The organism is Sporacetigenium mesophilum DSM 16796 (assembly GCF_059569055.1).
The window spans coordinates 185,528-211,778 of record NZ_JCANUR010000001.1; the positions used below are offsets into that span (position 1 = coordinate 185,528).

General features: G+C 29.3%; 22 protein-coding genes and 1 other annotated feature. Of the genes, 21 read left to right on the forward strand and 1 reads right to left on the reverse strand.

Going from position 1 to position 26,251, the window contains the following annotated elements:
• Positions 1–150: 150 nt before the first annotated feature.
• The 18 genes from BS62_RS00930 (at position 151) to BS62_RS01015 (ending at position 20,153) form a co-directional block, all read left to right on the forward strand.
• Positions 151–4,428: an acyl-CoA dehydratase activase-related protein gene (locus tag BS62_RS00930; RefSeq protein ID WP_496489794.1), complete on the forward strand. Its 4,278-nt coding sequence runs from the start codon at positions 151–153 to the stop codon at positions 4,426–4,428.
• A gap of 169 nt (positions 4,429–4,597) precedes the next feature.
• Positions 4,598–4,909, forward strand: coding sequence for a hypothetical protein (locus BS62_RS00935; protein ID WP_496489357.1), 312 nt, complete (start codon positions 4,598–4,600; stop codon positions 4,907–4,909).
• A gap of 86 nt (positions 4,910–4,995) precedes the next feature.
• The gene (gene rnhB / locus BS62_RS00940; protein ID WP_496489358.1) at positions 4,996–5,766 is read left to right on the forward strand and encodes a ribonuclease HII; all 771 of its coding nucleotides are present in this window, start codon (positions 4,996–4,998) and stop codon (positions 5,764–5,766) included.
• A gap of 219 nt (positions 5,767–5,985) precedes the next feature.
• The gene (locus tag BS62_RS00945; protein WP_496489359.1) at positions 5,986–6,339 is read left to right on the forward strand and encodes a YraN family protein; all 354 of its coding nucleotides are present in this window, start codon (positions 5,986–5,988) and stop codon (positions 6,337–6,339) included.
• A gap of 9 nt (positions 6,340–6,348) precedes the next feature.
• Positions 6,349–7,875 carry a YifB family Mg chelatase-like AAA ATPase gene (locus BS62_RS00950; protein ID WP_496489360.1) on the forward strand — a complete coding sequence of 509 codons (1,527 nt, stop codon included), beginning with the start codon at positions 6,349–6,351 and terminating at the stop codon, positions 7,873–7,875.
• Between the two features lie 76 nt (positions 7,876–7,951).
• A complete protein-coding gene (locus BS62_RS00955; RefSeq protein ID WP_496489361.1) occupies positions 7,952–8,977 on the forward strand; it encodes a polysaccharide deacetylase family protein in 1,026 nt (341 codons plus the stop codon).
• A gap of 129 nt (positions 8,978–9,106) precedes the next feature.
• A complete protein-coding gene (dprA, locus tag BS62_RS00960) occupies positions 9,107–10,204 on the forward strand; it encodes a DNA-processing protein DprA (protein WP_496489362.1) in 1,098 nt (365 codons plus the stop codon).
• A gap of 33 nt (positions 10,205–10,237) precedes the next feature.
• Complete coding sequence (gene topA, locus BS62_RS00965; RefSeq protein WP_496489363.1) at positions 10,238–12,316, forward strand: type I DNA topoisomerase; 2,079 nt, start codon at positions 10,238–10,240, stop codon at positions 12,314–12,316.
• Between the two features lie 151 nt (positions 12,317–12,467).
• Entirely contained in the window at positions 12,468–13,253 is a 786-nt protein-coding gene (gene codY / locus BS62_RS00970; protein ID WP_496489364.1) for a GTP-sensing pleiotropic transcriptional regulator CodY, read from the forward strand.
• A gap of 96 nt (positions 13,254–13,349) precedes the next feature.
• Positions 13,350–14,612, forward strand: a complete 1,263-nt coding sequence (locus tag BS62_RS00975) for a replication-associated recombination protein A (RefSeq protein WP_496489365.1) — start codon at positions 13,350–13,352, stop codon at positions 14,610–14,612.
• Between the two features lie 107 nt (positions 14,613–14,719).
• Positions 14,720–15,490, forward strand: coding sequence for a GNAT family N-acetyltransferase (locus BS62_RS00980; RefSeq protein ID WP_496489366.1), 771 nt, complete (start codon positions 14,720–14,722; stop codon positions 15,488–15,490).
• A 100-nt stretch (positions 15,491–15,590) separates the two neighbouring features.
• Positions 15,591–15,728: a hypothetical protein gene (locus BS62_RS00985; protein ID WP_496489367.1), complete on the forward strand. Its 138-nt coding sequence runs from the start codon at positions 15,591–15,593 to the stop codon at positions 15,726–15,728.
• Complete coding sequence (locus BS62_RS00990; protein ID WP_496489368.1) at positions 15,718–16,536, forward strand: ROK family protein; 819 nt, start codon at positions 15,718–15,720, stop codon at positions 16,534–16,536. Before BS62_RS00985 ends, BS62_RS00990 begins: the two co-directional genes overlap by 11 nt.
• 155 nt (positions 16,537–16,691) lie before the next feature.
• Positions 16,692–17,135: an RrF2 family transcriptional regulator gene (locus BS62_RS00995; RefSeq protein WP_496489369.1), complete on the forward strand. Its 444-nt coding sequence runs from the start codon at positions 16,692–16,694 to the stop codon at positions 17,133–17,135.
• 21 nt (positions 17,136–17,156) lie between these two features.
• Positions 17,157–18,344, forward strand: coding sequence for a cysteine desulfurase NifS (nifS, locus tag BS62_RS01000; RefSeq protein ID WP_496489370.1), 1,188 nt, complete (start codon positions 17,157–17,159; stop codon positions 18,342–18,344).
• Positions 18,345–18,359: 15 nt separating this feature from the next.
• On the forward strand, positions 18,360–18,806 hold the full coding sequence (gene nifU, locus BS62_RS01005) for a Fe-S cluster assembly scaffold protein NifU (RefSeq protein ID WP_496489371.1): 447 nt from the start codon (positions 18,360–18,362) through the stop codon (positions 18,804–18,806).
• A 49-nt stretch (positions 18,807–18,855) separates the two neighbouring features.
• A complete protein-coding gene (mnmA, locus tag BS62_RS01010) occupies positions 18,856–19,941 on the forward strand; it encodes a tRNA 2-thiouridine(34) synthase MnmA (RefSeq protein WP_496489372.1) in 1,086 nt (361 codons plus the stop codon).
• A gap of 77 nt (positions 19,942–20,018) precedes the next feature.
• The gene (locus BS62_RS01015; RefSeq protein ID WP_496489373.1) at positions 20,019–20,153 is read left to right on the forward strand and encodes a hypothetical protein; all 135 of its coding nucleotides are present in this window, start codon (positions 20,019–20,021) and stop codon (positions 20,151–20,153) included.
• A gap of 94 nt (positions 20,154–20,247) precedes the next feature.
• Here the strand turns inward: BS62_RS01015 and BS62_RS01020 are convergent, their stop codons facing one another.
• Positions 20,248–20,667, reverse strand: coding sequence for a hypothetical protein (locus BS62_RS01020; RefSeq protein ID WP_496489374.1), 420 nt, complete (start codon positions 20,665–20,667; stop codon positions 20,248–20,250).
• A 153-nt stretch (positions 20,668–20,820) separates the two neighbouring features.
• Positions 20,821–21,042 (forward strand) — a binding site (T-box leader).
• Positions 21,043–21,116: 74 nt separating this feature from the next.
• Between BS62_RS01020 and alaS the strand changes: the two genes are divergently transcribed.
• Genes alaS through BS62_RS01035 form a run of 3 tightly spaced genes read left to right on the forward strand, consistent with a single transcriptional unit; the run spans position 21,117 to position 26,248 of the window.
• Positions 21,117–23,762: an alanine--tRNA ligase gene (gene alaS / locus BS62_RS01025; RefSeq protein WP_496489375.1), complete on the forward strand. Its 2,646-nt coding sequence runs from the start codon at positions 21,117–21,119 to the stop codon at positions 23,760–23,762.
• A 52-nt stretch (positions 23,763–23,814) separates the two neighbouring features.
• On the forward strand, positions 23,815–24,072 hold the full coding sequence (locus BS62_RS01030; RefSeq protein WP_496489376.1) for an IreB family regulatory phosphoprotein: 258 nt from the start codon (positions 23,815–23,817) through the stop codon (positions 24,070–24,072).
• A gap of 10 nt (positions 24,073–24,082) precedes the next feature.
• Positions 24,083–26,248: a hypothetical protein gene (locus BS62_RS01035; RefSeq protein WP_496489377.1), complete on the forward strand. Its 2,166-nt coding sequence runs from the start codon at positions 24,083–24,085 to the stop codon at positions 26,246–26,248.
• Positions 26,249–26,251 lie beyond the last annotated feature (3 nt).

Sequence of the window (26,251 nt, forward strand, 5' to 3'; positions counted from 1 at the left end):
TTTATTTTTATACATAGAAAATTATTATTTCCATCTGACAAACTAGAGCAAGGTCTCGCTTCTTAAGGTACTTGATGACATTAGAAAGGGGAATTTTTTTAAAAAATTAAAAACTAGGGAGGAGAGCACGGCGTATTTGCTGTGGAATTTATGAACAATTTATTTCATGTTGGCATTGATATTGGATCTACCACAGTTAAGGTAGTGATTTTAGACAGTAAAAAAGAGATAATTTACAGTAAATATGAGAGGCATTATTCAGATATTAAGAAAAAGCTTCAGCAAATACTTCGAGATGCATATAAAATTCTAGAGGATGCTCAGTTAACTATAATGATTACTGGTTCTGGCGGAATGAATATTGCAAATAGTATTGGAGCTTCTTTTACACAAGAGGTTGTTGCAGCTACAAAAGCAATAAAGACTTACTACCCTAAAACTGATGTAGCAATTGAACTTGGAGGAGAAGACGCAAAGATTACTTATTTCAAAGATGGAGTAGAGCAGAGAATGAATGGTACTTGTGCAGGGGGTACAGGATCATTCATAGACCAAATGGCGTCCTTACTTAAGGTAGACGCTATTGGATTAAATGAATTAGCTAAAAATTATAGTGTTATTTATCCTATAGCAGCAAGATGCGGAGTTTTTGCAAAAACTGATGTTCAACCTCTTTTAAATGAAGGTGTTGCAAAGGAAGATATTGCCGTATCTGTACTTCAAGCTATTGTAATTCAAACGGTAAGTGGATTAGCTTGCGGAAGACCTATCAAAGGGAATGTAGCATTCTTAGGAGGACCTTTGTTCTTTCTTTCTGAATTAAGAAAAAGATTTATTGAGGTATTAAAACTAGAAGAAAATCAAATAATTTTTCCGAAAAATTCACAACTATATGTAGCAATTGGAGCTGCATTGTCTTCTGTAGACGAAAAAACATTAATATTTAATTCCTTAATAAGTAAAATTGAAGAATTTGGAAATACAACTGAGGCTGAATCAAGTAGATTAGAGCCGCTTTTTAATAATAATGAAGAATATGAAGAATTTATATCAAGACACAATAGAAATTCAGTAAAAAGAAGAGATTTATCCACTTTTGATGGAGACTGTTTTTTAGGTATTGATGCAGGTTCTACTACTACAAAAGCAGCCCTAGTAGATAGTGAGGGGTCTCTCCTATATACATATTATGGAAGTAATGAAGGGAGCCCTATTAATTCTACTATTAAGATACTAAAAGAATTGTATAATAATTTACCATCAAAAGCAAAAATAGTGAATTCAACTGTTACAGGATACGGCGAAGGTTTATTAAAGTCAGCATTAAATATAGATATAGGTGAAATAGAAACAGTAGCTCATTACAAAGCAGCGGATTTCTTTTGTCCTGGAGTTGATTTTATACTAGATATTGGTGGGCAAGATATGAAATGCCTAAAAATAAAAGATGGTGTTATAGAAAGTATACTTTTAAATGAGGCGTGTTCTGCAGGGTGTGGTTCGTTTTTAGATACTTTTGCAAGTTCACTTAGTATGAGTATAGGAGACTTTGCTTTAAAAGTATTAGATTCTAAAAAACCAGTTGACCTTGGATCAAGGTGTACTGTTTTTATGAACTCAAGGGTTAAACAGTCACAAAAAGAAGGTGCAACAGTAGGTGATATTTCTGCAGGATTATCATATTCAGTAATAAAGAATGCACTTTTTAAAGTAATTAAAGTGAAAAACCCTAAAGAATTAGGAGAGAAGGTTGTTGTTCAAGGTGGTACCTTCTATAATGATGCAGTACTTAGAAGTTTTGAAATACTATCTGAAAGAGAAGCTATAAGACCAGATATTGCTGGAATAATGGGAGCTTTTGGAGCGGCGTTAATAGCAAGGGAAAGATACGGAGAAGGTTATAAAACAAAATTATTAAACGAAAATCAGTTAAATGAATTTGAAATTAAAACTAATATTTCAAGATGTAAATTATGTTCTAATAATTGTTTGTTAACAATAAATAAGTTTGGGAATGGTGAAAGATTTATCTCAGGGAACAGATGTGAAAGAGGCACGGGTAAACAAAGAGGACATAATTCTTTACCGAATCTATTTGACTATAAATATGAAAGAGTTTTTAAATATGAACCTTTATCAAAGATAGAATCAAAAAGGGGAACTGTAGGTATGCCAAGGGTTTTAAATATTTATGAAAACTATCCTTTTTGGTTTACTTTTTTTACAGAGTTAGGGTTTAGGGTAGAACTATCGGATAGATCTTCAAGTAAGTTGTATGAAAAGGGAATTGAAACAATTCCTTCAGAGTCAGTATGTTATCCTGGAAAGTTAGTTCATGGCCATGTTATGGACCTTGTAGACAAAGGAGTAGAATTTATTTTCTATCCTTGTATTACCCATGAACAAAAAGAACAAAAAGAAGCTGATAATCATTTTAATTGCCCTATAGTTGTTTCATATCCTGAGGTTATAAAAAATAATATGGATGTTTTAAGAGAAAAAAATATATTATATATGAAGCCATTTTTACCATTTGATAATAAAAATAAGATGATAAAGAGATTGTATGAAGAATTAAAATTATTTAATATTGATGAAAACGAAATAAAACAAAGTGTAAATAAAGCATATGAAGAACAAGAAAAATTTAAGAGAGACATTCAAAAATCTGGAGAAGATACACTGAAGTTTATAAGGGAGAATGGTCTTAATGGTATAGTTCTTGCTGGAAGGCCATATCATATAGACCCACAGATAAACCACGGTATACCAGAGATGATAAATTCACTTGGCATGGCAGTGTTGACAGAAGATTCAATATCTCATTTAGGAGAAATTGAAAGACCAATTAGGGTAGTAGATCAATGGGCATACCATTCAAGACTTTATGCTGCGGCTAGTTTTGTATCAAAGAAAAATGATTTAGAACTAGTACAATTAAACTCATTTGGATGTGGGTTAGATGCTGTTACAACAGATCAAGTACAGGAAATACTAAATGGAAATTCAAAGGTCTATACAACACTAAAAATAGATGAGGGTAATAATTTAGGGGCAGCGAGAATAAGACTTCGTTCTTTAAAGGCTACGATTTTAGAAAGGGAAAAAAATGGATTTAAACTTAAGAAGGTAGATAATAAATATAAAAAAATACAGTTTACAAAGGAAATGAAAAAAAATCATACTATTTTAGCACCAGAAATGTCTCCAATACATTTTCAATTCGTAGAGGAAGCATTTAGACAATCGGGATACAATTTAGTAATTCTTCCATCAGTAGATAATAAAGCTACAGACATAGGATTAAAATATGTAAATAATGATGCTTGTTATCCTGCAATAATTGTTATAGGCCAGCTTATAGAAGCTTTACAATCTGGTAAATATGATTTAAATAATACTTCAGTTATAATATCACAAACTGGAGGAGGATGTAGAGCTACAAATTATATAGGATTTTTAAGAAAAGCACTAAAGGATGCTGGATTTGAAAATATTCCTGTAATATCGTTAAATGCTAATGGTATGGAGAAAAATCCTGGCTTTAAATTTTCTTTGAAATTTTTAAACAAAGTTATGATGGCTTTGATTTATGGTGATCTACTTATGAATGTATTGTACAGAGTTAGACCATACGAAAAAATAAAAGGTTCTGCTAACGAGTTATATGAAAGATGGGCTAAAATTTGTAAAGACTCTTTAAAATTTGCTAATAAAAATAATTTTAAGGAGAATATTAGAAACATAGTAAAAGATTTTGATGAGTTAGAAATAACTGATGAAGTTAAACCAAAGGTTGGATTAGTTGGAGAAATACTTGTTAAATTTCATCCAACAGCAAATAATAGTGTTGTAAATATAGTAGAAGCAGAGGGAGCAGAAGCAGTAATGCCTGACCTTACAGATTTTTTACTATATTGTGCTTATAATACTGATTATAGACATAAACATTTATCAGGAAGTAAGAAATCTCAAATACTAGGTAAAGTTGCTATTAATATTATTGAAATGTATAGAATTACCTATAAAGAGGCGTTGAGTAATAGCAATAGATTTCATCCTCCAAAGTCAATTAAAGATATAGCAAAAGGAGCATCAACGGTTGTAGACTTAGGCCATCAAACTGGAGAAGGTTGGTTTTTAACTGGTGAGATGGTTGAGCTTATTGAAAATGGAGCAAAAAATATTATTTGTATGCAACCCTTTGCATGTTTACCAAATCATGTAACTGGGAAAGGAATGATAAAGGAATTAAAAAGAGTTTATCCAGATACTAACATAGTAGCTATAGACTATGACCCAGGTGCAAGTGAAGTAAATCAGTTAAATAGAATAAAGCTTATGATTTCCACAGCTTTTGAAAATATTAAAGAAGCTGAAAAACGCGAAGTAATTGAAGAATATAATATTAAGTCATATAGCTTTTAGTTAATAAACATTTGAGGATACATACAATAGATTTTAAAATCTATTGTATGTATCCTCTTTAATATTTATAATTAATTATTATTAAGAAGTAACTAGGAATTGATATTTTTTTAACTATGTATTATAATATAAATAATATGAGCATATTTGATTAGAAAGGGGAACTGTTATGAATCACGAAAATAGTGGTAAGTTAGGTATAGGAAGTTTATCACCTTTAATATCAGTACTTACATTATTTTGTCTAATTCAATATAGAGGAAAAATAAGCATATTAGATATAATAGTAAATTATATAGGTCTACCTACATACTCAGCAAGTGGGATATACTACACAATGTTTTATGCACTAATACCTATGGTAATAGCTTATCATATAGCAATAAAATATCCTTGGAGCTTTGAAGCTTTATTTGGCAAGCAAGTATCACAATGGTTTATTATTGTATCTGGGGTATATGGAATAAATGTTATTATATAAAAAGTCAGAGAGTATACTCTCTGACTTTTATTGTTATTGAAATAAATATATTAAGGGTGTTATTATTAGTTGAAGGAGATGATCATATGTTTGAAAATAAAAGTGTCAAAGAAATAAATGAAATAATATCAAATATTAAAGAAGATGAGTATTTGAGATATATAGAAGTATTGAAAAATGATAATAGAAAGTCAGTTCAAAATATTGCTATGAAACTTGCAAAAAAATTAGATGCTATAAGAAAAGAAGAACAAAGGCTAGAATTAATTACATATTTTGAAAAAGAAGGATATGAAAAAGGGTATTTGTATATAGGTGGTATAGATGAAGCTGGAAGAGGTCCACTTGCAGGACCGGTTGTTGCAGCAGTCGTTGTATTTGATAAAGATACAAAAATAGAAGGTATAAATGATTCAAAAAAACTCAGTGAGAAAAAAAGAGATGAATTATTTGAACTAATAAAAGAACAAGCCTTAGACTATGGAATAGGCATAGTAAATAATGAAGAAATAGATGAGTATAATATATTAAATGCAACGTACATGGCTATGAAAAAGGCTTTAAATTGTCTTAAAAAATCACCAGATTATTTACTTATAGATGCAACCACAATACCTAATGTAGAGACACCTCAAAATCCTATAATAAAAGGTGATTCCAAATCAATTAGCATAGCAGCAGCAAGTATATTAGCGAAGGTTACAAGAGATAGTATATTGTATGAATATGATAAAATATATCCTGAATATGGATTTGCAAAGCATAAAGGATATGGAACATCTGATCATTACAAGGTTATAGATGAGTATGGAATAACTCCTATACATAGAAAGAGTTTCTTAAAAAATATTTTATAAAAACTAGGTAGCTACAAATTGTAGCTGCCTTTTTAATTACAAGGATATTATAATTTATCCGATCTATAGATAAATTATAATATCCAACTGATAAACTTGAGCAAGGTTCCTATTTTCAAGATCGTTGGCGGCATGAGCAAAGCGAATTTTTTTATGTATAAATATATATTTTATTAGGAATAATTCAAACTGTAAGATTTATTACAAAGGAGAAGAAATATGAATAATAGACAGATAGGGGCTATGGGTGAAGATATAGCCAAGAATTATTTAATTGAAAATGAATTTACTATATTAGAACAAAATTATAGAAATAAAATAGGAGAAATAGACTTAATAGCAAAAAAAGATAATGAAATAGTTTTTGTAGAAGTAAAATCAAGGAATAACTTAAATTATGGATATCCATCAGAAGCCGTAAATATGAAAAAACAGTATAAAATATTAAATACTTCTAAAGTATATATATCATCTAATAAGTTAAATAACAGTAGGTTAAGATATGACGTAATAGAAGTATACTTAAAAAATAATAACATAAATCACATAGAAAATGCATTTTGGAGTAACTAAGGAGGAAAAATGCTAAGTATAATTAAAAGTAGTGGAATAGTAGGAATAGATGGGTTTGTTATAGATACAGAAGTAGATATATCAAATGGCATACCTACATTTAACATAGTAGGACTTCCAGATGCATCAATAAGAGAATCAAAGGAAAGAGTAAAATCAGCTATATTAAATAGTGGATTTAATTTTCCAAACTCTAGAATAATAGTAAACTTATCTCCAGCTGATATAAAGAAGGAAGGGTCCTATTTTGATTTAGCAATAGCAGTAGGGATATTGAAAAATACTATGCTAATAGATGACACGTATATAAATGAAAGTTTGTTTATAGGCGAGCTATCATTAGATGGAAAACTTAAAAAGGTAAAAGGGGTACTTCCAATTATAATAAATGCTAAAAATAGCAATATAAAAAGAGTATTTTTACCATATGAAAATGCAAAAGAAGCTTCATATATAAAAGGAATAGATATATACCCACTAAACAATCTAAGAGAGTGTATAAAGCATCTTAGTAAAGATATAAATATACCTTTATATATAAATGATAACAAAAATATAAAAATAGATAGTTTTAAGGATGATTTCTCAGATGTTAAAGGAAATTATTTTGTTAAAAGAGGAGCTGAAATAGCTGCAGCTGGAAATCATAATATTATTATGATAGGTCCCCCGGGTTCTGGGAAAACAATGATTGCAAAAAGGGTAGTATCTATACTTCCAGATTTAGAAGAAGATGAAATAATAGAAGTAAGCAAAATATATAGTTCGTCAGGTCTTATAGATGGTAGTATAGGTATTATAAATCAAAGGCCGTTTAGATCTCCGCACCATACTACTACAAAGACATCTCTCATTGGTGGTGGTGCAGATGCCAAGCCAGGAGAAGTTGTATTAGCTCATAGAGGAGTTCTTTTTTTAGATGAAATAGCTGAGTTTAATAGAAATATACTTGAAACACTTAGACAACCTATAGAAGATAGATATATAAATATATCAAGGCTTAGAATGAATTTAAAATACCCTTGTAGCGTTTTACTTATAGCATCTATGAATCCATGTCCTTGCGGATTTTACCTTTCAGATAAGGAATGTAAATGCAGAACTCATGAGATAAATAGGTATTTAAACAAAATATCAGGACCATTATTAGATAGATTTGATATATTTACAGAAGTAAATCCAATAAGCTTTGATGAGTTTGAATCTAAGACTAAACCTGAAACTTCAACTAATATAAAACAAAGAGTAAAAAATGCACGTGATATACAAATAAAAAGATTTGAAAAAGATGGTATATATACAAATAGCGAAATAAAAGCTTCACAAATTGAAAAATATTGTATTATAACTAATGAAGCTAAAAGTTTTGTAAAAAGTGCATTTAATAAATATAACTTTAGTTCTAGAAGTTATTACAAACTTTTGAAAACATCCAGAACAATAGCAGATTTGGAAAATAGTGATTATATAGATATAAATCATATATCAGAGGCTTTGTCATTTAGAAAAGCATATTATAATTATTTTAATAACTAAGAAAAATTCGGTCTTTTTAACAAAAGAGCGAATTTTTTTTATTTACCTAAATAGGATATAATAGGGGGGATGTAAAATGGAAAAAGTTATAATGATAATAAAGGACCTTGATGTTAGAAGTGGACCAGGAGATAATTATGATATAGTGAGAAGTATTCCTAAATTTTCTAAATGGTATGTTAAAGATTATATAAATGGATGGGTAAAATTAGGATCAAAAGAATGGATATGTACAGAGAATACAAAAATATCTGGTATATTAAAAACTGTTGTAACTACAGCCAAATTTTTAAATGTTAGAAAAGAAGGTACTCATAAAGCTCATATAGGTAAAGTGCTAAAACACAACTCGATAGTAGATGTATTAGAAGAAGATAATGGATGGTACAAAATAGGAAATAATGAATGGATAAATGGTTATTATACAAAAATATTCACTTCACACTGTGCTGTAAATAATACACCTTATTCTTGGTATTATATAGAGGGATATGATAATATAGAGCCTGAGATAAAAACACCAATAGATATAGAAGATTATAATGTGTATTATGTTGGAAATACCTACAAAAAAGTTATATATCTAACTTTTGATCTAACAAATGAAGACGGACAGACAGATACAATATTAGAAACTTTAAATGAAAATAATATTAAAGCTACTTTTTTTGCAACTGGATCATATATAAATGAAAATACAGATGTAATAAACAAAATATTAGAAGAAGGTCATATAATTGGAAGTTATTCAAAATCATATAAACCACTTACAGATATGATGGGTAATTTGCTAGAATTTTACGAAGAACTTACAGAAGTTGAAGAAGACTTCAAAAAATTAACTAACAAAAGATTAAGTAAGTTAATAAGACCTCCTTATGGCATGTATAGTGAAAGAATGTTGTGTTTAATAAAACAAATGGGATATAAAACAATATTTTGGAGTTTAGCATATAAACATGATGATATAGATAAAATAAAATCTTCAATTCATAATGGAGCTATTATAAGATTAAATACAGTATGTAGTAAAAATACATTACAAAATATTATAGATATAATAAATAAAGATGGATATAAATTGGATATTTTGGATATATAAAAAATAGAGGTTAAGGCCTCTATTTTTTTCTTGTTTTAAAAAAGGTTTTGAATATTCTCAAGTGTAATGTATAATCTAATTTAAAACAGGTATATAATTAGTTTGAAAATAAATTAAGGAGAAATAATAATGAAAAAAGACGATATATACTTGTTACTATGGTCTATAAATGGAGTTGGAAGCAAAACCATAAGTAAAATAGAAGAACATATTGGAAATATAGAATATTTTTTAGATGTTTCAGAGAAAGATATATATAATATAAAAAATATAAATTCAAATACAAAGGAAAATATAGTAAAATATAAAAGTTGTAATTATATAGAAGAAATAAAAGAAAGGCTAAATAAAAACAACATTAAATACATAACGATAGATAGTGAAAGTTATCCAACTAAGTTAAAGAACATTCACAATCCACCTCATGTGTTGTTTTATAAAGGAAATATAGATATACTAAATGATATGTCTATAGCTGTAGTAGGGTCTAGAAAGCCTACTCCTTATGGCGTATGGGCATCTAAAAACTTAAGTGAACAGCTATCTAATGCAAATATAAATATAGTTAGTGGACTTGCGCTAGGAGTAGATTATTACTCCCATGTAGGTTGCATAAAGGGAAAATCAAAGACAATAGCAGTGCTTGGCTCTAGTGTTGACAAACCTTATCCAAAACAGAATGAGCATTTGGCTAAGTATATATTAGATGACGGTGGGCTAATAATATCAGAATATAATATAGATACTCAGGTTTCTCCTGGGAACTTCCCTATGAGAAATAGAATAATAAGCGGTATTAGCGATGGAGTATTAGTTATTGAAGCTGGAGAAAAAAGTGGATCACTTATAACTGTAGATTTTGCCCTAGAACAAGGAAAAAATGTATTTGCTCTCCCAGGAAATATAAATTCTGCCATGAGCAAAGGTTGTCACAAAATTATAAAAGAAGGAGCTAAATTAATAGACAATATAGAAGACATAATTAATGAATATAATTTAGTATATAATTCAAAACTAGCAAAGAAAAAGATAGAAAATGTTGACTTATCTTCAGAAGAAAGCATAATAGTAGACACATTAACCAAATATGGAAACGTTCACATAGATCAAATTTGTGATTATACAAATTTTAACATAAAGAATGTATGTGGAATTTTGAATATTCTAGAAATTAAAGGAATAGTTACTGAATTTAAAAATAAAATATATAGTATGAACTTGCAATAACATTTTGGATAAATTAGTGGGGGTGTAGTTTTAATGGCGAAAAATCTAGTCATCGTTGAGTCACCTGCTAAAGCTAAGACAATAGAGAAATTTCTTGGAAAGAATCACTATACAGTAAAAGCTTCAGTAGGACATATAAGAGATTTACCTAAAAGTAAATTAGGTGTTGATATAGAAAATAACTTTGAACCTCAATATATAAATATAAGAGGTAAAGGTGATGTTATAAAAGAACTAAAAAAAGAAGCAAAAAAAGCAAAAAGAGTATATTTAGCAACTGACCCTGATAGAGAAGGCGAAGCTATATCTTGGCACTTAGCACATATATTATCTTTAGACGGAAGTGATGAATGTAGAATAGAATTTAATGAGATAACAAAAGATGCTATAAAAAAAGCTATAAAAAAACCAAGATCTATAGATCAAGACTTAGTAGATGCTCAACAAGCTAGAAGAGTTTTGGACAGACTATTAGGCTATCAAATTAGCCCTATACTTTGGCAAAAAATAAGAAAAGGTCTTAGTGCAGGAAGGGTACAATCTGTTACTACAAAGTTAATATGTGAAAGAGAAAAAGAAATAAGCGAATTTGTTCCACAGGAATATTGGACAATAAACCTTATTGCTAAAACTGAAAAGAATAAAAAAATAGAGTTTAAATTTTATGGAACAAAGGATCAAAAACTAGATTTAGAAAATGAGGAACAAGTAAATAAAATAATAGACTATATAAAAGATAAAAATATAGTTATAGATAATATAGAAACTAAAAATAGAAAGAAATCTCCTCCTCAACCTTTTAAGACTAGTGTATTACAACAGGAAGCTGCCAATAGACTAGGTTTTACAACAAAGAAAACTATGAAAATAGCACAAGAGTTATATGAAGGTATAGATATTAAAGGAGAAGGTAGCGTCGGTCTTATATCTTATATAAGAACTGACTCACAAAGGATATCAGATGAAGCTACAGAAAAATTAAAAGAATATATATTAACTGAAATAGGGGATAATTATTACAAAAAACATGATGACAAAAAATCTAAACCATCTAATAAAAAGGTACAAGATGCACATGAGGCAATAAGACCTACTTCTGTAGATAAAACCCCTGACTCTATAAAAGACTCACTTACAAAAGATCAATATAAGTTATATAACCTTATATGGAGAAGATTTGTAGCAAGTCAAATGGAAGATGCTGTGTTTGATGTATTAAATGTATCTTGTTTGATAGGTGATTACTTATTTAAAGCTACAGGTTCTAAACTTAAATTTGATGGATATATGAAAATATACAATTTAACAGAAAGGGAAGATAAAATACTTCCAGACATAAATAAAGAAAGTAGCTTAAATGTGGAAGATATTTTGCCAGACCAACACTTCACACAACCGCCAGCTAGGTATACAGAAGCTAGTTTGGTCAAAACATTAGAAGAGTTAGGAATAGGTAGACCTAGTACCTATGCTCCAACTATAGGTACAGTACTTGCAAGAGAATATGTAGTTAAAGAAGGAAGCAGTTTATCGCCAACTGAACTTGGAATAATAGTAACTGATATATTAGAAAATAACTTTCAAGAGCTAGTAGACGTAGATTTTACTGCTCAAATGGAAAATATGCTAGATGATGTAGAAGAAGGAAAAACCCAGTGGAAAGAAGTTATTTCAGAGGTTTATAATCCTGTGAAAGAAAAAATAGAAATAGCTTTAAAAACAATAGAAAAAATAGATATAGAAGAAGAAACTGATGAAGTTTGTGAAAATTGTGGCTCACCAATGGTTATAAAATATGGAAGATTTGGAAAGTTCATGGCTTGTAAAAACTATCCGGAATGTAAAAATACAAAACCGCTAGTAAATAAAACTGGCGTAACATGTCCTAAGTGTGAAACTGGAGATATAATAGTTAGAAAGTCTAAAAAAGGCAGAGTATTTTATGGATGCTCTAACTACCCACAATGCGACTTTATTTCTTGGGATAAACCAAGTGGAGATATATGCACAGAATGTAGTTCATATATGGTAGAAAAGAACAATAAAAGTGAAACTAAAATAATTTGCTCAAACAAGGAATGTAAAAATGAGAAAAAAGTCGAAAAAAGTTAAAAAATGTTTGAGTTTTACGTGTTTTGCTATTGAATATTCTTCGCAATTGTGGTAATATTTCAAATGTATCTAAATGTATAGACAAATGAAAAAATTTTATTTAACTATGTAATAAAAATTTCATATAAATATTATTAGGAGATGATTAACGGTGGCAAGTCAAATATTAGAAAGAACAAGAACGATAAATAGGGCACTACAAGCTATTGGAGGTACCAATGTATCTTTTAACCAATTAGCGAATGTATTAGGAGACGTATTAAATTCTAATATATATATATTAAGTGCTAAAGGTAAAGTATTAGGACTTTATTTATTCCATGAAAAAAGTAGTGCACTTGTAGCAGATCCGGAAACTCATGAAAAGAAGTTTCCATTAGAATACACAGCAAATGCCATGAAATCAAATGAAACTTTAGATAATTTAAGAGGAGAAGAATTATTAAAAGTTTTCCCAAATGATTTATCAGGATATGATAAATATACTACTATAATACCTATAGTAGGTAGTGGACAAAGATTAGGTACATTAGTACTAGCTAGATTTGATGAAAAATTCAGCGATGAAGATTTAGTACTAGCAGAATATAGTGCTACAATTGTAGGTCTTGAAATATTAAGAGCTAAAGGTGAAGAATTAGAAGATGAAATGAGAAAGAAAGCTGTTGTTCAAATGGCAATAGGTACATTATCTTATTCAGAACTTGAAGCAGTTGAACATATATTTGAAGAGTTAAACGGAAAAGAAGGATTATTAGTTGCAAGTAAAATAGCTGATAGAGTAGGTATAACAAGATCAGTTATAGTAAATGCATTAAGAAAATTCGAAAGTGCAGGAGTTATAGAGTCAAGATCTCTAGGAATGAAAGGAACTCACATCAGGGTATTAAATGATAAACTAATGGATGAGTTAAAGAAATTAAAAAATAACAGATAGTTAATTAGAAGGTATCTATAAAAAATATAGATACCTTTTAAATTACTAAGAAACTATAATATTGAGCATAGCGAATTTTTTGATTGGGGGGATTTTATGCCATTAGCAGATAAAATAAGACCTGGTAATATAGATGAAGTAATAGGTCAATCTCATATACTAGGTCCTAATAAAATATTAACGAGAATTATAAAAGCAAATCATATTAGTAATATGATATTTTTTGGGCCTCCTGGAATAGGAAAAACAACAATAGCTACTATTATAGCTAAAATTAGTAATATGAAATTCTATGAGATAAATGCTACAAACTCGTCCTTAGAAGATATTAAAAAGGTGATATCTAAGCTTGATTCTATAGAACATATAAATGGAACCCTTTTATATATAGACGAAATTCAAAGTTTTAATAAAAAACAACAACAATCAATATTAGAATTTATGGAAAATGGAAAGATAACCCTAATAGCAAGTACAACAGAAAACCCTTACCATTATATATACAAAGCTATTTTAAGTAGATCTTTAGTTTTTGAATTTAAACCATTACAAAAAGAAGATATAATAAAAGGGTTAAAACGTGCAATTGAAATAGTAAGAAATGATAGCTATATGAATATTGATTATACTAACAAAGCCCTTGAAAATATTTCTGACTCCTGTGATGGAGATATGAGAAGAGCTCTTAATATATTAGAATTAGCTATATATTCTACAAAGCCAGATAGTAATAATATTGTATCAATAAATGAAGAAGTAATAAAAGATTGTACATTAAATAAGACATTAAACTATGACAAAAACGGAGAAAGTCATTATGATATACTAAGCGCTTTTCAAAAGTCCATAAGGGGCAGTGATCCAGATGCTTCTATTCACTATTTGGCAAGACTTATTAAAAGTGAGGACTTAATAAGTATATGTAGAAGACTTTTGGTTATAGCGTGTGAAGACATTGGACTGGCATATCCAAATGCTATAACTATAGTAAAATCATGTGTAGATAGCGCTATGCAACTAGGCTTTCCAGAGGCTAAAATACCTCTTGCACAGGCTACTATACTTTTGGCAACATCTCCAAAATCAAATTCAGCATGTTTAGCTATAATTAAAGCATTAGATAACCTAGAAAATAATTATATCTCAGATATACCTACACATATTAAAGATAATCATTACTATGGTGCGGATAACTTAAAAAGAGGAGTTTCATATAAATATCCTCATAATTATAAAAATAATTATATAAAGCAACAATATATGCCTGATAGTATAAAAGATGAAATATACTATAACCCAGGAGATAATAAAATGGAGCAAAATATAAAAAAATATCTTGAGTTTTTAAAAGAAATCTAAAGGTCCTAAATTTAGGACCTTTTTGTTTTTGAAAAATTATAGAATTTATGTTTAGACTAGTACATAAAATTTATTAATATACTTAAAGCACTCAAGGGGGATTTCTAGTGATAATTAAATTAGATCAAAGCCATCATGAAAAATTAATGGGATATATAAAAAAAGAACCTGAAATAAATTTATTCATAATAGGAGATATTGAAAATTATGGATATGATAATTATTTTTTAAATGTATGGGGTGAAATTGACAAAAAAGGAAATATAATAGGGGTATTTTTGAAATATTTTAACCAGGTTATATTTTATTCAAGAGATAAGTATGATTTAAAAGGTTTTTATAATATTATGAAAGAGCTAGAAATTGATGAAATAAGCGGAGAAAAAAGTATAGTTGAGCCATTTAAAAATTTATTTAGATTTAAAAAAACTAGAGATGCATTTTTTTGTAAGTTAGATAATAACAGTAATCTAAATAACTTTGAAAGAGATAAAAATGTAAAAAAAATAAAATTTAAAAACTTACATAAAATATCAAATTTATATAGCGAGATTGATGAATTTGATAATATGAGTATTGAAGCAATAAAGACAGGGCTAACAAGTGGAAGAGGGTATTGTATGGAAGAACATGGAAAGATAGTTGCTATGGCTAAAAGTACAGCAGAAAACAGTTGTTCTGCCATGATAGTAGGAGTAGGAACTCATCCGGAATATAGAAACAAAGGATATGCAACGTCTTGTATGGCTGCTTTATGCAGAGAACTTCTAAATGAAAATAAAACACTATGTTTATTTTACGACAATCCTAAAGCTGGAAGCATATATAAGAAATTAGGATTTAAAGATATTGGAATATGGAGAATGTATAGTTTATAGGTCGCAAAAAGCGGCCTATTTTTATTGACAAAAATATACACATATGTGAAAATTTTATAATAAGATAAAACCATCAAATGATAAAGGGAGAGATATTACAGTGTATCGTATAGGCATAGATGTAGGTGGCACAGGAATAAAAGTTGGAATAGTAGATTATAATGGAAACATAATTGGAAAAGGTGAATGTAGGTCAAATATAGAAGTCGGATTTGATAATATGATAAATGATAAATGATATAGCAAATTTGGTAAAAAGAATAATTATAGAAAATAGTCTAATTTTACAAGATATTATGTCTATTGGTCTTGGGATACCAGGGACTGTAAATAAAAAAGGAGAGGCTACCTGCGTAAATCTTAATTGGAGTAATGTTCCTCTTATAAGTAAGTTAAAAGAACTTATACCTAACATACCAGTATATGCCCAAAATGATGCAACAGTTGCAGCTCTTGCTGAAGCTAAATATGGAAGCATGAAGGATAATAATACAGGAATAATGCTAACTTTGGGAACTGGAGTAGGGGGAGGAATAATAATAAATGAAAAAATATTTTCTGGAGCCCACGGTATAGGATCTGAGTTTGGTCATATGATAATAGGTGAGAATTTCTATAATTGTAATTGTGGAAATAATGGTTGCTTTGAAACCTTTTGTTCTGCAACGGCAATAATAAAATATGCTCAAAAACTTATAAATGAAGGTAGGGAAAGTATAATATTAGAAAAAGCTAATAATAATATAAATTATATAGACGCAAAAATGGTGTTTGATTCTTATAGAGAAAATGATAAGGTGGCAATTGAAACCATAGAAAGATTTAAAAATTACTTAGCAATAGGTATATCAAATTTAATACATTCCTTTGACCCAGAGGTTATATCATTAGGAGGAGGAGTATCAAAAGCACAGGATATAATATTAGATGGATTAGAAGAGTTAGTAAAAAAACATATTATTTTTAAAGATGTCCAAATAGCAAATATAGTAATAGCTAAGTTTGGAAATGATGCAGGAATAGTAGGATCTTCTGTATTAAGCTAAAAGATAGTATAAAGTAGAAAATTGTTGTTTTAAATAAAAAACACTTGTTATTATTATTTTTAATGTTGACAACATTGGTAGGATATAATATACTTTATTTTGTAAAGCATACTAAATCGGTCAAGATTTAATAAATTGATGAAGAAGGTGGTCAAATGAGGCTATCAACAAAAGGAAGATACGGCCTTAAAGCAATGTTTGAACTAGCTCTAAATGAAAGTAATGGGCCAGTTCCACTTAAACATATAGCTCAAAAACGAAATATATCAGAGCAGTACTTAGAACAAATATTTGCATCTTTAAGAAAAGCAGGATTAGTAAAAAGTATAAGAGGTGCTCAAGGTGGTTACTTATTAGGACGAACTCCTGATGAAATAACTGTTGGAGATATAATAGTTGTCCTAGAAGGGCCTGTTGCTCCATCTGAATGTGTACTTGACTCTGAAAACTGCGAGAATTCAGAAGAATGCGTAACTAAAATAGTATGGGAAAAAATTAAAACTAGTATCGAAGAAGTTATAGACTCTATAACTTTGCAAGATATGATAGATGATCATATGAAAAATCAAAATAATAATAATTACAACTATATTATATAAATAGCTAAGGGGATGAATTTAATGGAACAAAAAAGATTATATATGGATTATTCTGCAACAACTCCTATGAAAAAAGATGTATTAGATGCTATGATGCCTTATTTAACAGAAACTTTTGGTAATCCATCAAGTTTTCATTCATTTGGTAGAGATGCAAAAAATGCAATAGATAAAGGTAGAGAGCAAGTAGCAAATCTTATAAATGCAGATCAATCAGAAATAATATTTACAGCTGGTGGTACAGAATCAGATAACTGGGCAATTAAAGGTGTAGCTTTTGCTCATAAAGATAAAGGAAACCACATAATAACAACTACAATAGAACACCATGCTGTTCTTCATACTTGTGATTACTTAGAAAAATATCATGGATTTGAAGTAACATATTTAGATGTTGATTCAAAAGGAATGATAGACTTAAAACAATTAGAAGAAGCAATAACTGATAAAACTATATTAATAACTATAATGTACGCTAACAATGAAATAGGTACTATACAACCTATAAAGGAAATAGGAGAAATTGCTAAAAAGAATAATATAATATTCCATACAGATGCTGTTCAAGCTGCTGGAAGTGTAAACATAGATGTTAGAGAATTAAATGTAGACTTAATGAGTATGTCATCTCATAAAATATATGGCCCTAAAGGTATAGGAGCTATGTATATAAGAAAGGGAACTAAACTTCAACAATTTGTACATGGTGGTTCTCAAGAAAGAAAAAGAAGAGCAGGAACAGAAAATGTAGCAGCTATAGTTGGATATGGTAAGGCTGCAGAAATAGCTAAAGAACATATGGACGAACATATAGAAAGATTAACTAAACTTAGAACTAAGTTAATGAATGGAATACTTGAAAAAATACCTTATACAAGAATAAACGGTAGTTTAGAATCTAGATTACCTGGAAATGTAAACTTTGCATTTGAATTTATTGAAGGTGAAGGAATACTATTAATGCTAGATATGTTAGGTATAGCAGCATCAAGTGGATCTGCTTGTACATCTGGATCATTAGATCCATCACACGTATTAATGGCAATAGGATTACCACATGAAATAGCTCATGGTTCACTAAGACTTTCAATTGGAGATTTCACAACTGAAGAAGATATAGATTTTATAATAGAAAATCTTCCACCAATAATAGAGAGATTAAGAAGTATGTCACCATTATATGAAAAAGCAATTAAAGAAAATAAATAGTAAGGGGTGCTGAATATGCAATATAGTCAAAAAGTTATGGACCACTTTATGAACCCTAGAAATGTAGGCGAAATAGAAAATGCAAGTGGTATAGGTGAAGTAGGAAACGCTAAATGCGGTGATATAATGAGAGTTTATTTACAAATAGAAGACAATGTTATATCTGATGTTAAGTTCAAAACATTCGGATGTGGTTCAGCTATAGCAACTTCAAGTATGGCAACTGAAATGATAAAAGGAAAAACTGTAGAAGAGGCTTTAAAATTAACTAATAAAGCTGTTGCTGATGCACTTGATGGTCTTCCACCAGTGAAAATGCACTGTTCAGTTCTTGCAGAACAAGCTGTTAAAGCTGCATTAATAGATTATGCTAAAAATCACAATGTAAATATAGAAGGATTAGAAGATGTAGTTATAGATGATGATCATGATCATCACCATGATATTGAAGAAGAAGAATAGATTTATTACCCGGGGGAAATCCCGGGTTTTGTTTTTGGAGGTGTGAGTTATGAAAAAAAGAGTTATGATAGGAATGAGCGGTGGAGTTGATAGTTCTGTAGCAGCTTATTTATTAAAAGAACAAGGATATGACGTTATTGGAGTAACTATGAAATTGTGGGAAGACGATGACGATGATATTATAGAAAACGAAGGTGGATGTTGTTCACTTGCAGCTGCAGAAGATGCAAGAAGGGTTGCAGAAAAAATAGGAATACCATTTTACGTTTTAAACTTTAGAGAGCAATTCAAAGATAAGGTTATAAGTAATTTTATAGATGAGTATTTAAAAGGAAGAACTCCTAATCCATGTATAGCATGTAACAAATACATAAAATTTGATGAGTTTTTTAAAAAAGCACGTCAAATAGGGTGCGATTATGTCGCTACAGGCCATTATGCAAAAGTAGAATATGACGAAAGTATAGATAGATATTCACTTAAAAAATCTGTAACTATTGCTAAAGATCAAACCTATGCTTTGTATAATCTAAATCAAGAACAATTAAAACATACTTTACTTCCACTTGGATATTATAATAAGGATCAAACAAGGGAAATAGCTAGAAAAATAGGTATAATAGTTGCTGATAAGCCTGACAGTCAAGAAATATGTTTTGTTAAAGATAACGATTATGCAAACTATGTTAGAAGAAATACAAATAAAAAAATAGAAGAAGGTTATTTTGTAGATACTAAGGGAAACTTACTTGGAAAACATAAAGGTATAGTAAATTATACTATAGGTCAAAGAAAAGGTCTTGGAATAACATTTGGGAAACCTATGTTTGTAGTAGATATAAATTCAGCTAAAAATACTGTTGTATTAGGTGACCATGAAGAAGTATTTAGTAGTGAGCTTATAGCTAAAGATGTGAATTTTATACCTTTTGATGAAATAAATGAGCCTATAAAAGTTCAAGCTAAAGTTAGATATTCAGCAAAGGTATCAAATGCTACAGTTTATAAAGAAGATAAAGACAAAATAAGAGTTGTATTTGATGAACCTCAAAGGGCTATAACTCCAGGACAATCTGTAGTTATGTATCAAGATGATATTGTAGTAGGCGGAGGAATAATAGAAAAAAGTTTGTAAAATATGAAAATTTTGTGCAGTATATATAAGTCCATCCTACAAACAATAAAAGTAATATCTTGAGAGGAGGGCAACTTATGCGTAAAATGATTGCAAGTGCAGTAATTGGCGCTGCTACATATGGTTTTTTGATGTCGGCAGCAACTACTAAAGGAAATACTAAGAAAAATATGTTTTCAAGAGGGGCAAAAAGAAGAAGACCTATTATATAAAAAAAGGAGTGGAATTTCCACTCCTTTTTAGTTGCGAATTTTGAGCAACGGGCCTGATCTTCAAGGCCGTTGGGGACATGAGCGTAGCGAATTTTTATACTACTCTAGTGTTTGCCCTATGCAAATTTACTTCTTTTACTCCAAAACAATTTATAAATAATAATTTTTCTTTTTCAAATACTCTAGTTGATATTTTATAAAATGGAAATAAACTAAAGTCGGTAATTTTATTATTTTTAGTTTTAAAATTATTTTTAACTTTAATTATTTCTTTATATATACTTAAATCTATTAAAGTACTCAAAAGTTCATATGCAATATAAATTAAAATCATATAAATATTATATTTTTTTGTAGCTATTATCTCAGTCAATAATAATATGTAGCTTGTACATAAAGCCAACAATGGAATGAAAATTTTTATTCTATTATTTTTACTATTAAAAGATATTAATCCATAAAAAAATATTCTAGATAATGCACTACATAAAATAAGACTTATAAAAAGACCCACTAAGTCACCTCCAGTAAATTAAAGCTTTTATACCAATTCAATTATACACTTCTTTATAAAAAAATAAAATAAAATAGAGTGATTTACTGGTATACTATTGATTAATTATGCAAAATCTAGTAATATAACTAATATAAAATTACAATTTTTGAGAGAAATGCTATGAAAAGGAATAGTAAATTATCTGATATCTTACAGAGAGAAGACTCTTGGCTGAAAAGTCTTTAGAATAGGGTATTTGAAGCAGCCTTAGAGCAGCAACTTTGAAATGAGTAGAAGTTGCCGGTAGTTCCGTTATAACGAAGGTTTTGTACCAGAGATACTGCATTTTGCAGTAAGTAGGGTGGTACCGCGAGATACAAACTCGCCCCTATATTTTATAGAGGCGAGTTTTTTTGTTTTTGTCAAAAAAATAATATAAATATTAACTATGAATGGGAGGAAGTAAAATGAAAAAGATGGGCTTAAATGAAATAAGAAGTAAATTCTTAAACTTCTTTGAATCTAAAAATCATTTAGCTGTTGGAAGTTATCCACTAGTGCCTCAAAATGATAAGAGTTTATTACTTGTAAATGCAGGAATGGCACCTCTTAAGCCTTATTTTATGGGAAAAGAAGAGCCGCAAAATAAAAGGATGGCAACTTGCCAAAAATGTATAAGAACTGGCGATATAGAAAATGTAGGTAAAACAGCAAGACATGGTACTTTCTTTGAAATGTTAGGAAATTTCTCATTTGGAGATTACTTCAAAAGAGAATCTATAGAGTGGGGATGGGAATTTATAACTGAACATCTTAATATGCCACAAGATAAAATCTGGGTTTCTGTATATCAAGATGATGATGAAGCATTTGATATATGGACAAAAGAAATAGGGGTACCAGTTGAGCGTATGGTTAGACTTGGAAAAGAAGATAACTTCTGGGAAATAGGAGTAGGTCCTTGTGGTCCATGTTCTGAGTTATACTTTGATAGAGGAGAAAAATATGGATGTGGTAGCCCTGATTGCAAGCCAGGATGCGACTGTGATAGATTCTTAGAGTTTTGGAATCACGTATTTACTCAATTTGATAAAGATGAAGAAGGTAATTATAACAGATTACCAAAGCCTAATATAGATACTGGAATGGGTCTTGAGAGAATAGGTTGTATAATGCAAGATGTTGACTCTATATTTGAAGTAGATACTATAAAACATATATTAAATAGTATAGAAAAAGTAGCAAATAAAAAGTACGGAGAAGACAAAAAGACAGATATATCTATAAGAATAATAACAGACCATATAAGAGCAGTAAGCTTCTTAGTTGCAGACGGAGTATTACCATCTAATGAAGGTAGAGGGTATGTTCTAAGAAGATTACTTAGAAGAGCATCAAGACATGGAAAGTTATTAGGAGTTAAAGAACCGTTTTTATATGAATTAGTAGATGAAGTAATAAAAGTAAGTGGAGAAGCTTATTCTGAGTTAATAGAAAAGCAAGACTACGTTAAAAAAGTTATAAAAATAGAAGAAGAAAAATTTAATGAAACTATAGACCAAGGAAGCGAAATACTAAATACTTATATAAATGAACTAAAAGAAAATAAAAATAATACTTTAAGTGGGGAAAATGCATTTAAATTATACGATACTTATGGATTCCCTATAGATTTAACTAGAGAAATATTAGAAGAAGAAAACCTTTTAATAGATGAAAATGGATTTAATGAAGAAATGCAAAAGCAAAGAGAAAGAGCTAGAAATGCTAGACAAAATAACGATATTGAAGGTTGGAAGGAAGATACACTTTCAAAGCTGGATAAAAGCATAAAAAGTGAATTTGAAGGATATAATAATTTCCATACTTTAGGAACAATAAAAGCTATAATTAAAGATAATGAAATAGTAGATAGTGCTAAAGTAGGAGATGAAGTTATAGTAATACTAGATAAAACTACTTTATATCCAGAAGGTGGGGGTCAAGTAGGTGATACTGGACTTCTTGTAAATGAAAATGAAGATATAGTTGTAGAAATAAATGAAACTAAAAAAGGACCAAATGGTGTTATACAACATGTTGGTATAGTTAGATCTGGAATTATAAACACACTAGAAACATTAAATACAAAAGTAAATGAAACTAATAGAATGGCTAGCGCTAGAAGCCACTCAGCGACACATATACTACACAAAGCACTTAAAGAGGTATTAGGAGATCATATCCAACAAGCGGGGTCTCTAGTTACTCCAGAAAGGCTTAGATTTGACTTTACTCATTTTGAGGCTATATCTAAAGAAGAATTACACATGATAGAATCCAAAGTAAATGAAGTAGTTATGAAAGGGATTGATATATCTTCAGAAAACATGACTATAGAAGAAGCTAAGAAAAAAGGAGCTACTGCACTATTTGGTGAAAAGTATGGAGATAATGTAAGAGTTGTAACAATGGGAGATTACTCTATGGAATTATGTGGAGGAACTCACTTAAAAAATACGGCTCAAGTTGGATTATTCAAAATACTATCTGAAAATGGTGTAGCAGCAGGAGTTAGAAGAATAGAAGCTATAACAGGAATGGGTGTATATAACTATCTAAGTGAAAAAGAATCAACTATAAATGAAATATGCAACCTTCTTAAAACTAAAGAAGATAATATGCTAAATAGAGCAAAATCTTTAGTTGATGAAAATAAAGAATTAAATAAAGAATTAAATGAAATAAAAACAAAAATGAGTTTACAATCAGCAGGAGATTTACTTGATAAAAAAATAGTAGTTAAAGGAGTAAATCTATTATCTACAAAGTTTGAAGGAATGGATATTGATACTCTTAGAACTACAGCAGACAATATAAGAGACAAAATGAATTCAGGTGTTGTAGTGCTTGCAAATATATCTGATGATAAAGTGAGTTTTGTAGCTACAGCAACTAAAGATGTATTAGATAAAGGGGTTCACTGTGGAAATATAGTTAAAGCAATTGCTCAAATAGCTGGCGGAAAAGGTGGAGGTAGACCTAATATGGCACAAGCTGGAGCTTCAGATGTATCTAAAGTAGACGAAGCTCTAAGTCACGCAACATCAGTACTTGAAAGCCAAGTTAAGTAATTTGAGGAGCGTTTATACGCTCCTTTTAATAATAAAATAAGGAGTGGTAATTATGGATAATAATATGGATTATACTATGAAATTTGAAGCTGTAAATCCAGAAAAGATTACAGTTGAAGAAGTTATACAATTGGTTCATGAAGCATTAGTGGAAAAAGGATATAATCCTATAAATCAAATTATAGGGTATATATTATCAGGAGACTCTAGTTATATAACAAGTCACAATAATGCTAGATCTATAATCAAGAAGTTTGAAAGAGATGAGATATTAGAGGTTATATTACAGGAATATCTTGACAGAAGGTAGGTTAAAGTTTATGAAGAAAAAGCTTCTAGCAGTACTTATAACATTATTTACGTTATTAAACACAACAACTAATTTAGTATATGCTGAGCCTAAAGAAAAAGTTATAGTAATAAGTATGAATAGGACTAGCCTTACACAATTTATGGAAATACCTTATTTAAATAAGGAGTTGTCAGAGCGTGGATATGTAGGTCTTATGAATATAAGAGGAGACAAAGGAACTAGTGATAGAAGAGCTTATGCTACAATAGGAGCAGGCTCTCGTACTAATATGAAAGATGATGAAATTATAGATTTTGAAACTGCTAATGATGATAATAAAGCTTTATACGAAAGTAGCGTTGGACAAAGGCCAGGACATATAAACAATATAAGTATAAATAGAGAAATAAAATCAAATGTTGAAGAAGGAGAATATTCATCAACTTTAGGTTCTCTTGGCCAAGCATTAAAAGAAAATAAATTAAGTGCAGCAGTTATAGGAAATGCTGATATAGGAACTAAAAAAGAAGAATTAAATAGAGATATAGCTTTAATGGCTATGGATAACTTTGGTAGAGTTCAAAAAGGAAATATAGACAATATAAATGTAAAAGATAACACCATGCCATTTGGCATAAGAACTGATTATCAAAAGCTAGCCTTAGAAACTAAAAAATACTATGATAATAGCGATGTTGTATTTGTTGAACTAGGAGATACTTATAGATTAGACTTATATAGAGATTATTTAAATAAAAAAACTTATGCTAAAACTCAACAAGAAGTATACAAAAACATAAGTGATTATTTAAATGAAGTATCTAATATTATAAATCAAAATGACAAGGTTTATATACTAAGTTCATTTCCAGGAGATTTAGATTATAAAAACAAAAGAAGATTGTCTCCAGTATTGTTATTTGATGGTCAACAAAAAGGATTACTAAAATCTGCTACTACAAGAAGAGACGGTATAATTGGAAATGTAGATATAGGAGTAGATATATTAAACAACTTTGACGTAAAATCAGATAAGATGATTGGTAGAAGTCTTGAAAAGATAAATAAAGATGACAATATAGATTACTTAGATTCAGAGTATGAAAAAATAGTATCAATAGCAAATATAAGAATGTATATAATAAATACATTTATAGGTTGCGTTGCTTTAACTTGGTTAATTGCCATAGCTGCTATGTTTATTAGAAAGAAAATACCTAATAACAAAATTATATTTAAACCACTAAGAGAGATAATTAAGTTTGGATTAATAATGCCACTTGTATTTTTAATATCTCCAATATATAACTTTAAAACACCTTTAACTATAACCTTAGGTATAATAATAACTACAGCTGTTTTATATTTAATAGGTATAAAATTATTTAAAAATGATATAAAACAAATGTGTTTATTCTCGCTTTTAGCAATACTAGCCATATTAATAGATGCAGCAACGGGATCTTATTTAATGCAAAATGGCATAATGTCATATGATGCAATAGTTGGCGCTAGATATTATGGTGTAGGAAATGAATACGAAGGGATAACTATAGGAGCTACTATATTTACATTGGCTGTCTTATTAAATTATAAAAAGATACCTAAATGGGCAGTAATGGTATTTTCACTTATAATTTTATTTATAAGTGGATATCCTGGTATGGGAGCAAATGTAGGAGGATCTATATCTAACACTGTTGCCTTTTTATTCTTTATACTTTTAATATATGATATAAAACTAGATTTCAAAAAAATAATATTATTAGGAATAATGGCAATGGTAGCAGTTGGAATATTTGCTGTAATAGATATAGTTGCAGGAACTCAGTCTCACTTATCAGTATTTGTAAATCAAATATTAGTTGAAGGGCCAGGTGCTATAGTTCAGACCTTTGCTAGAAAAATATCAATGAACGTAAAAATAGCTCAAACTAGTGCATGGAGCAATATACTATTTTTATCTATAATTATAATTGTAGTAATGATGTTTAGACCACCTACTCATCTTAAAAATTTAGCTAATAAATACCCATATATATTTAAGGGATGGATAGCATCATTGGTTGGATGTATAGTGACTTTATTAGTAAATGACTCAGGAATAGTAGCAGCTGCAACAGCAATAATATATGTACTAATTCCATTACTAGTAATTACAATAGACACATCTGTTTTAAACAAAAATGATTAGTCA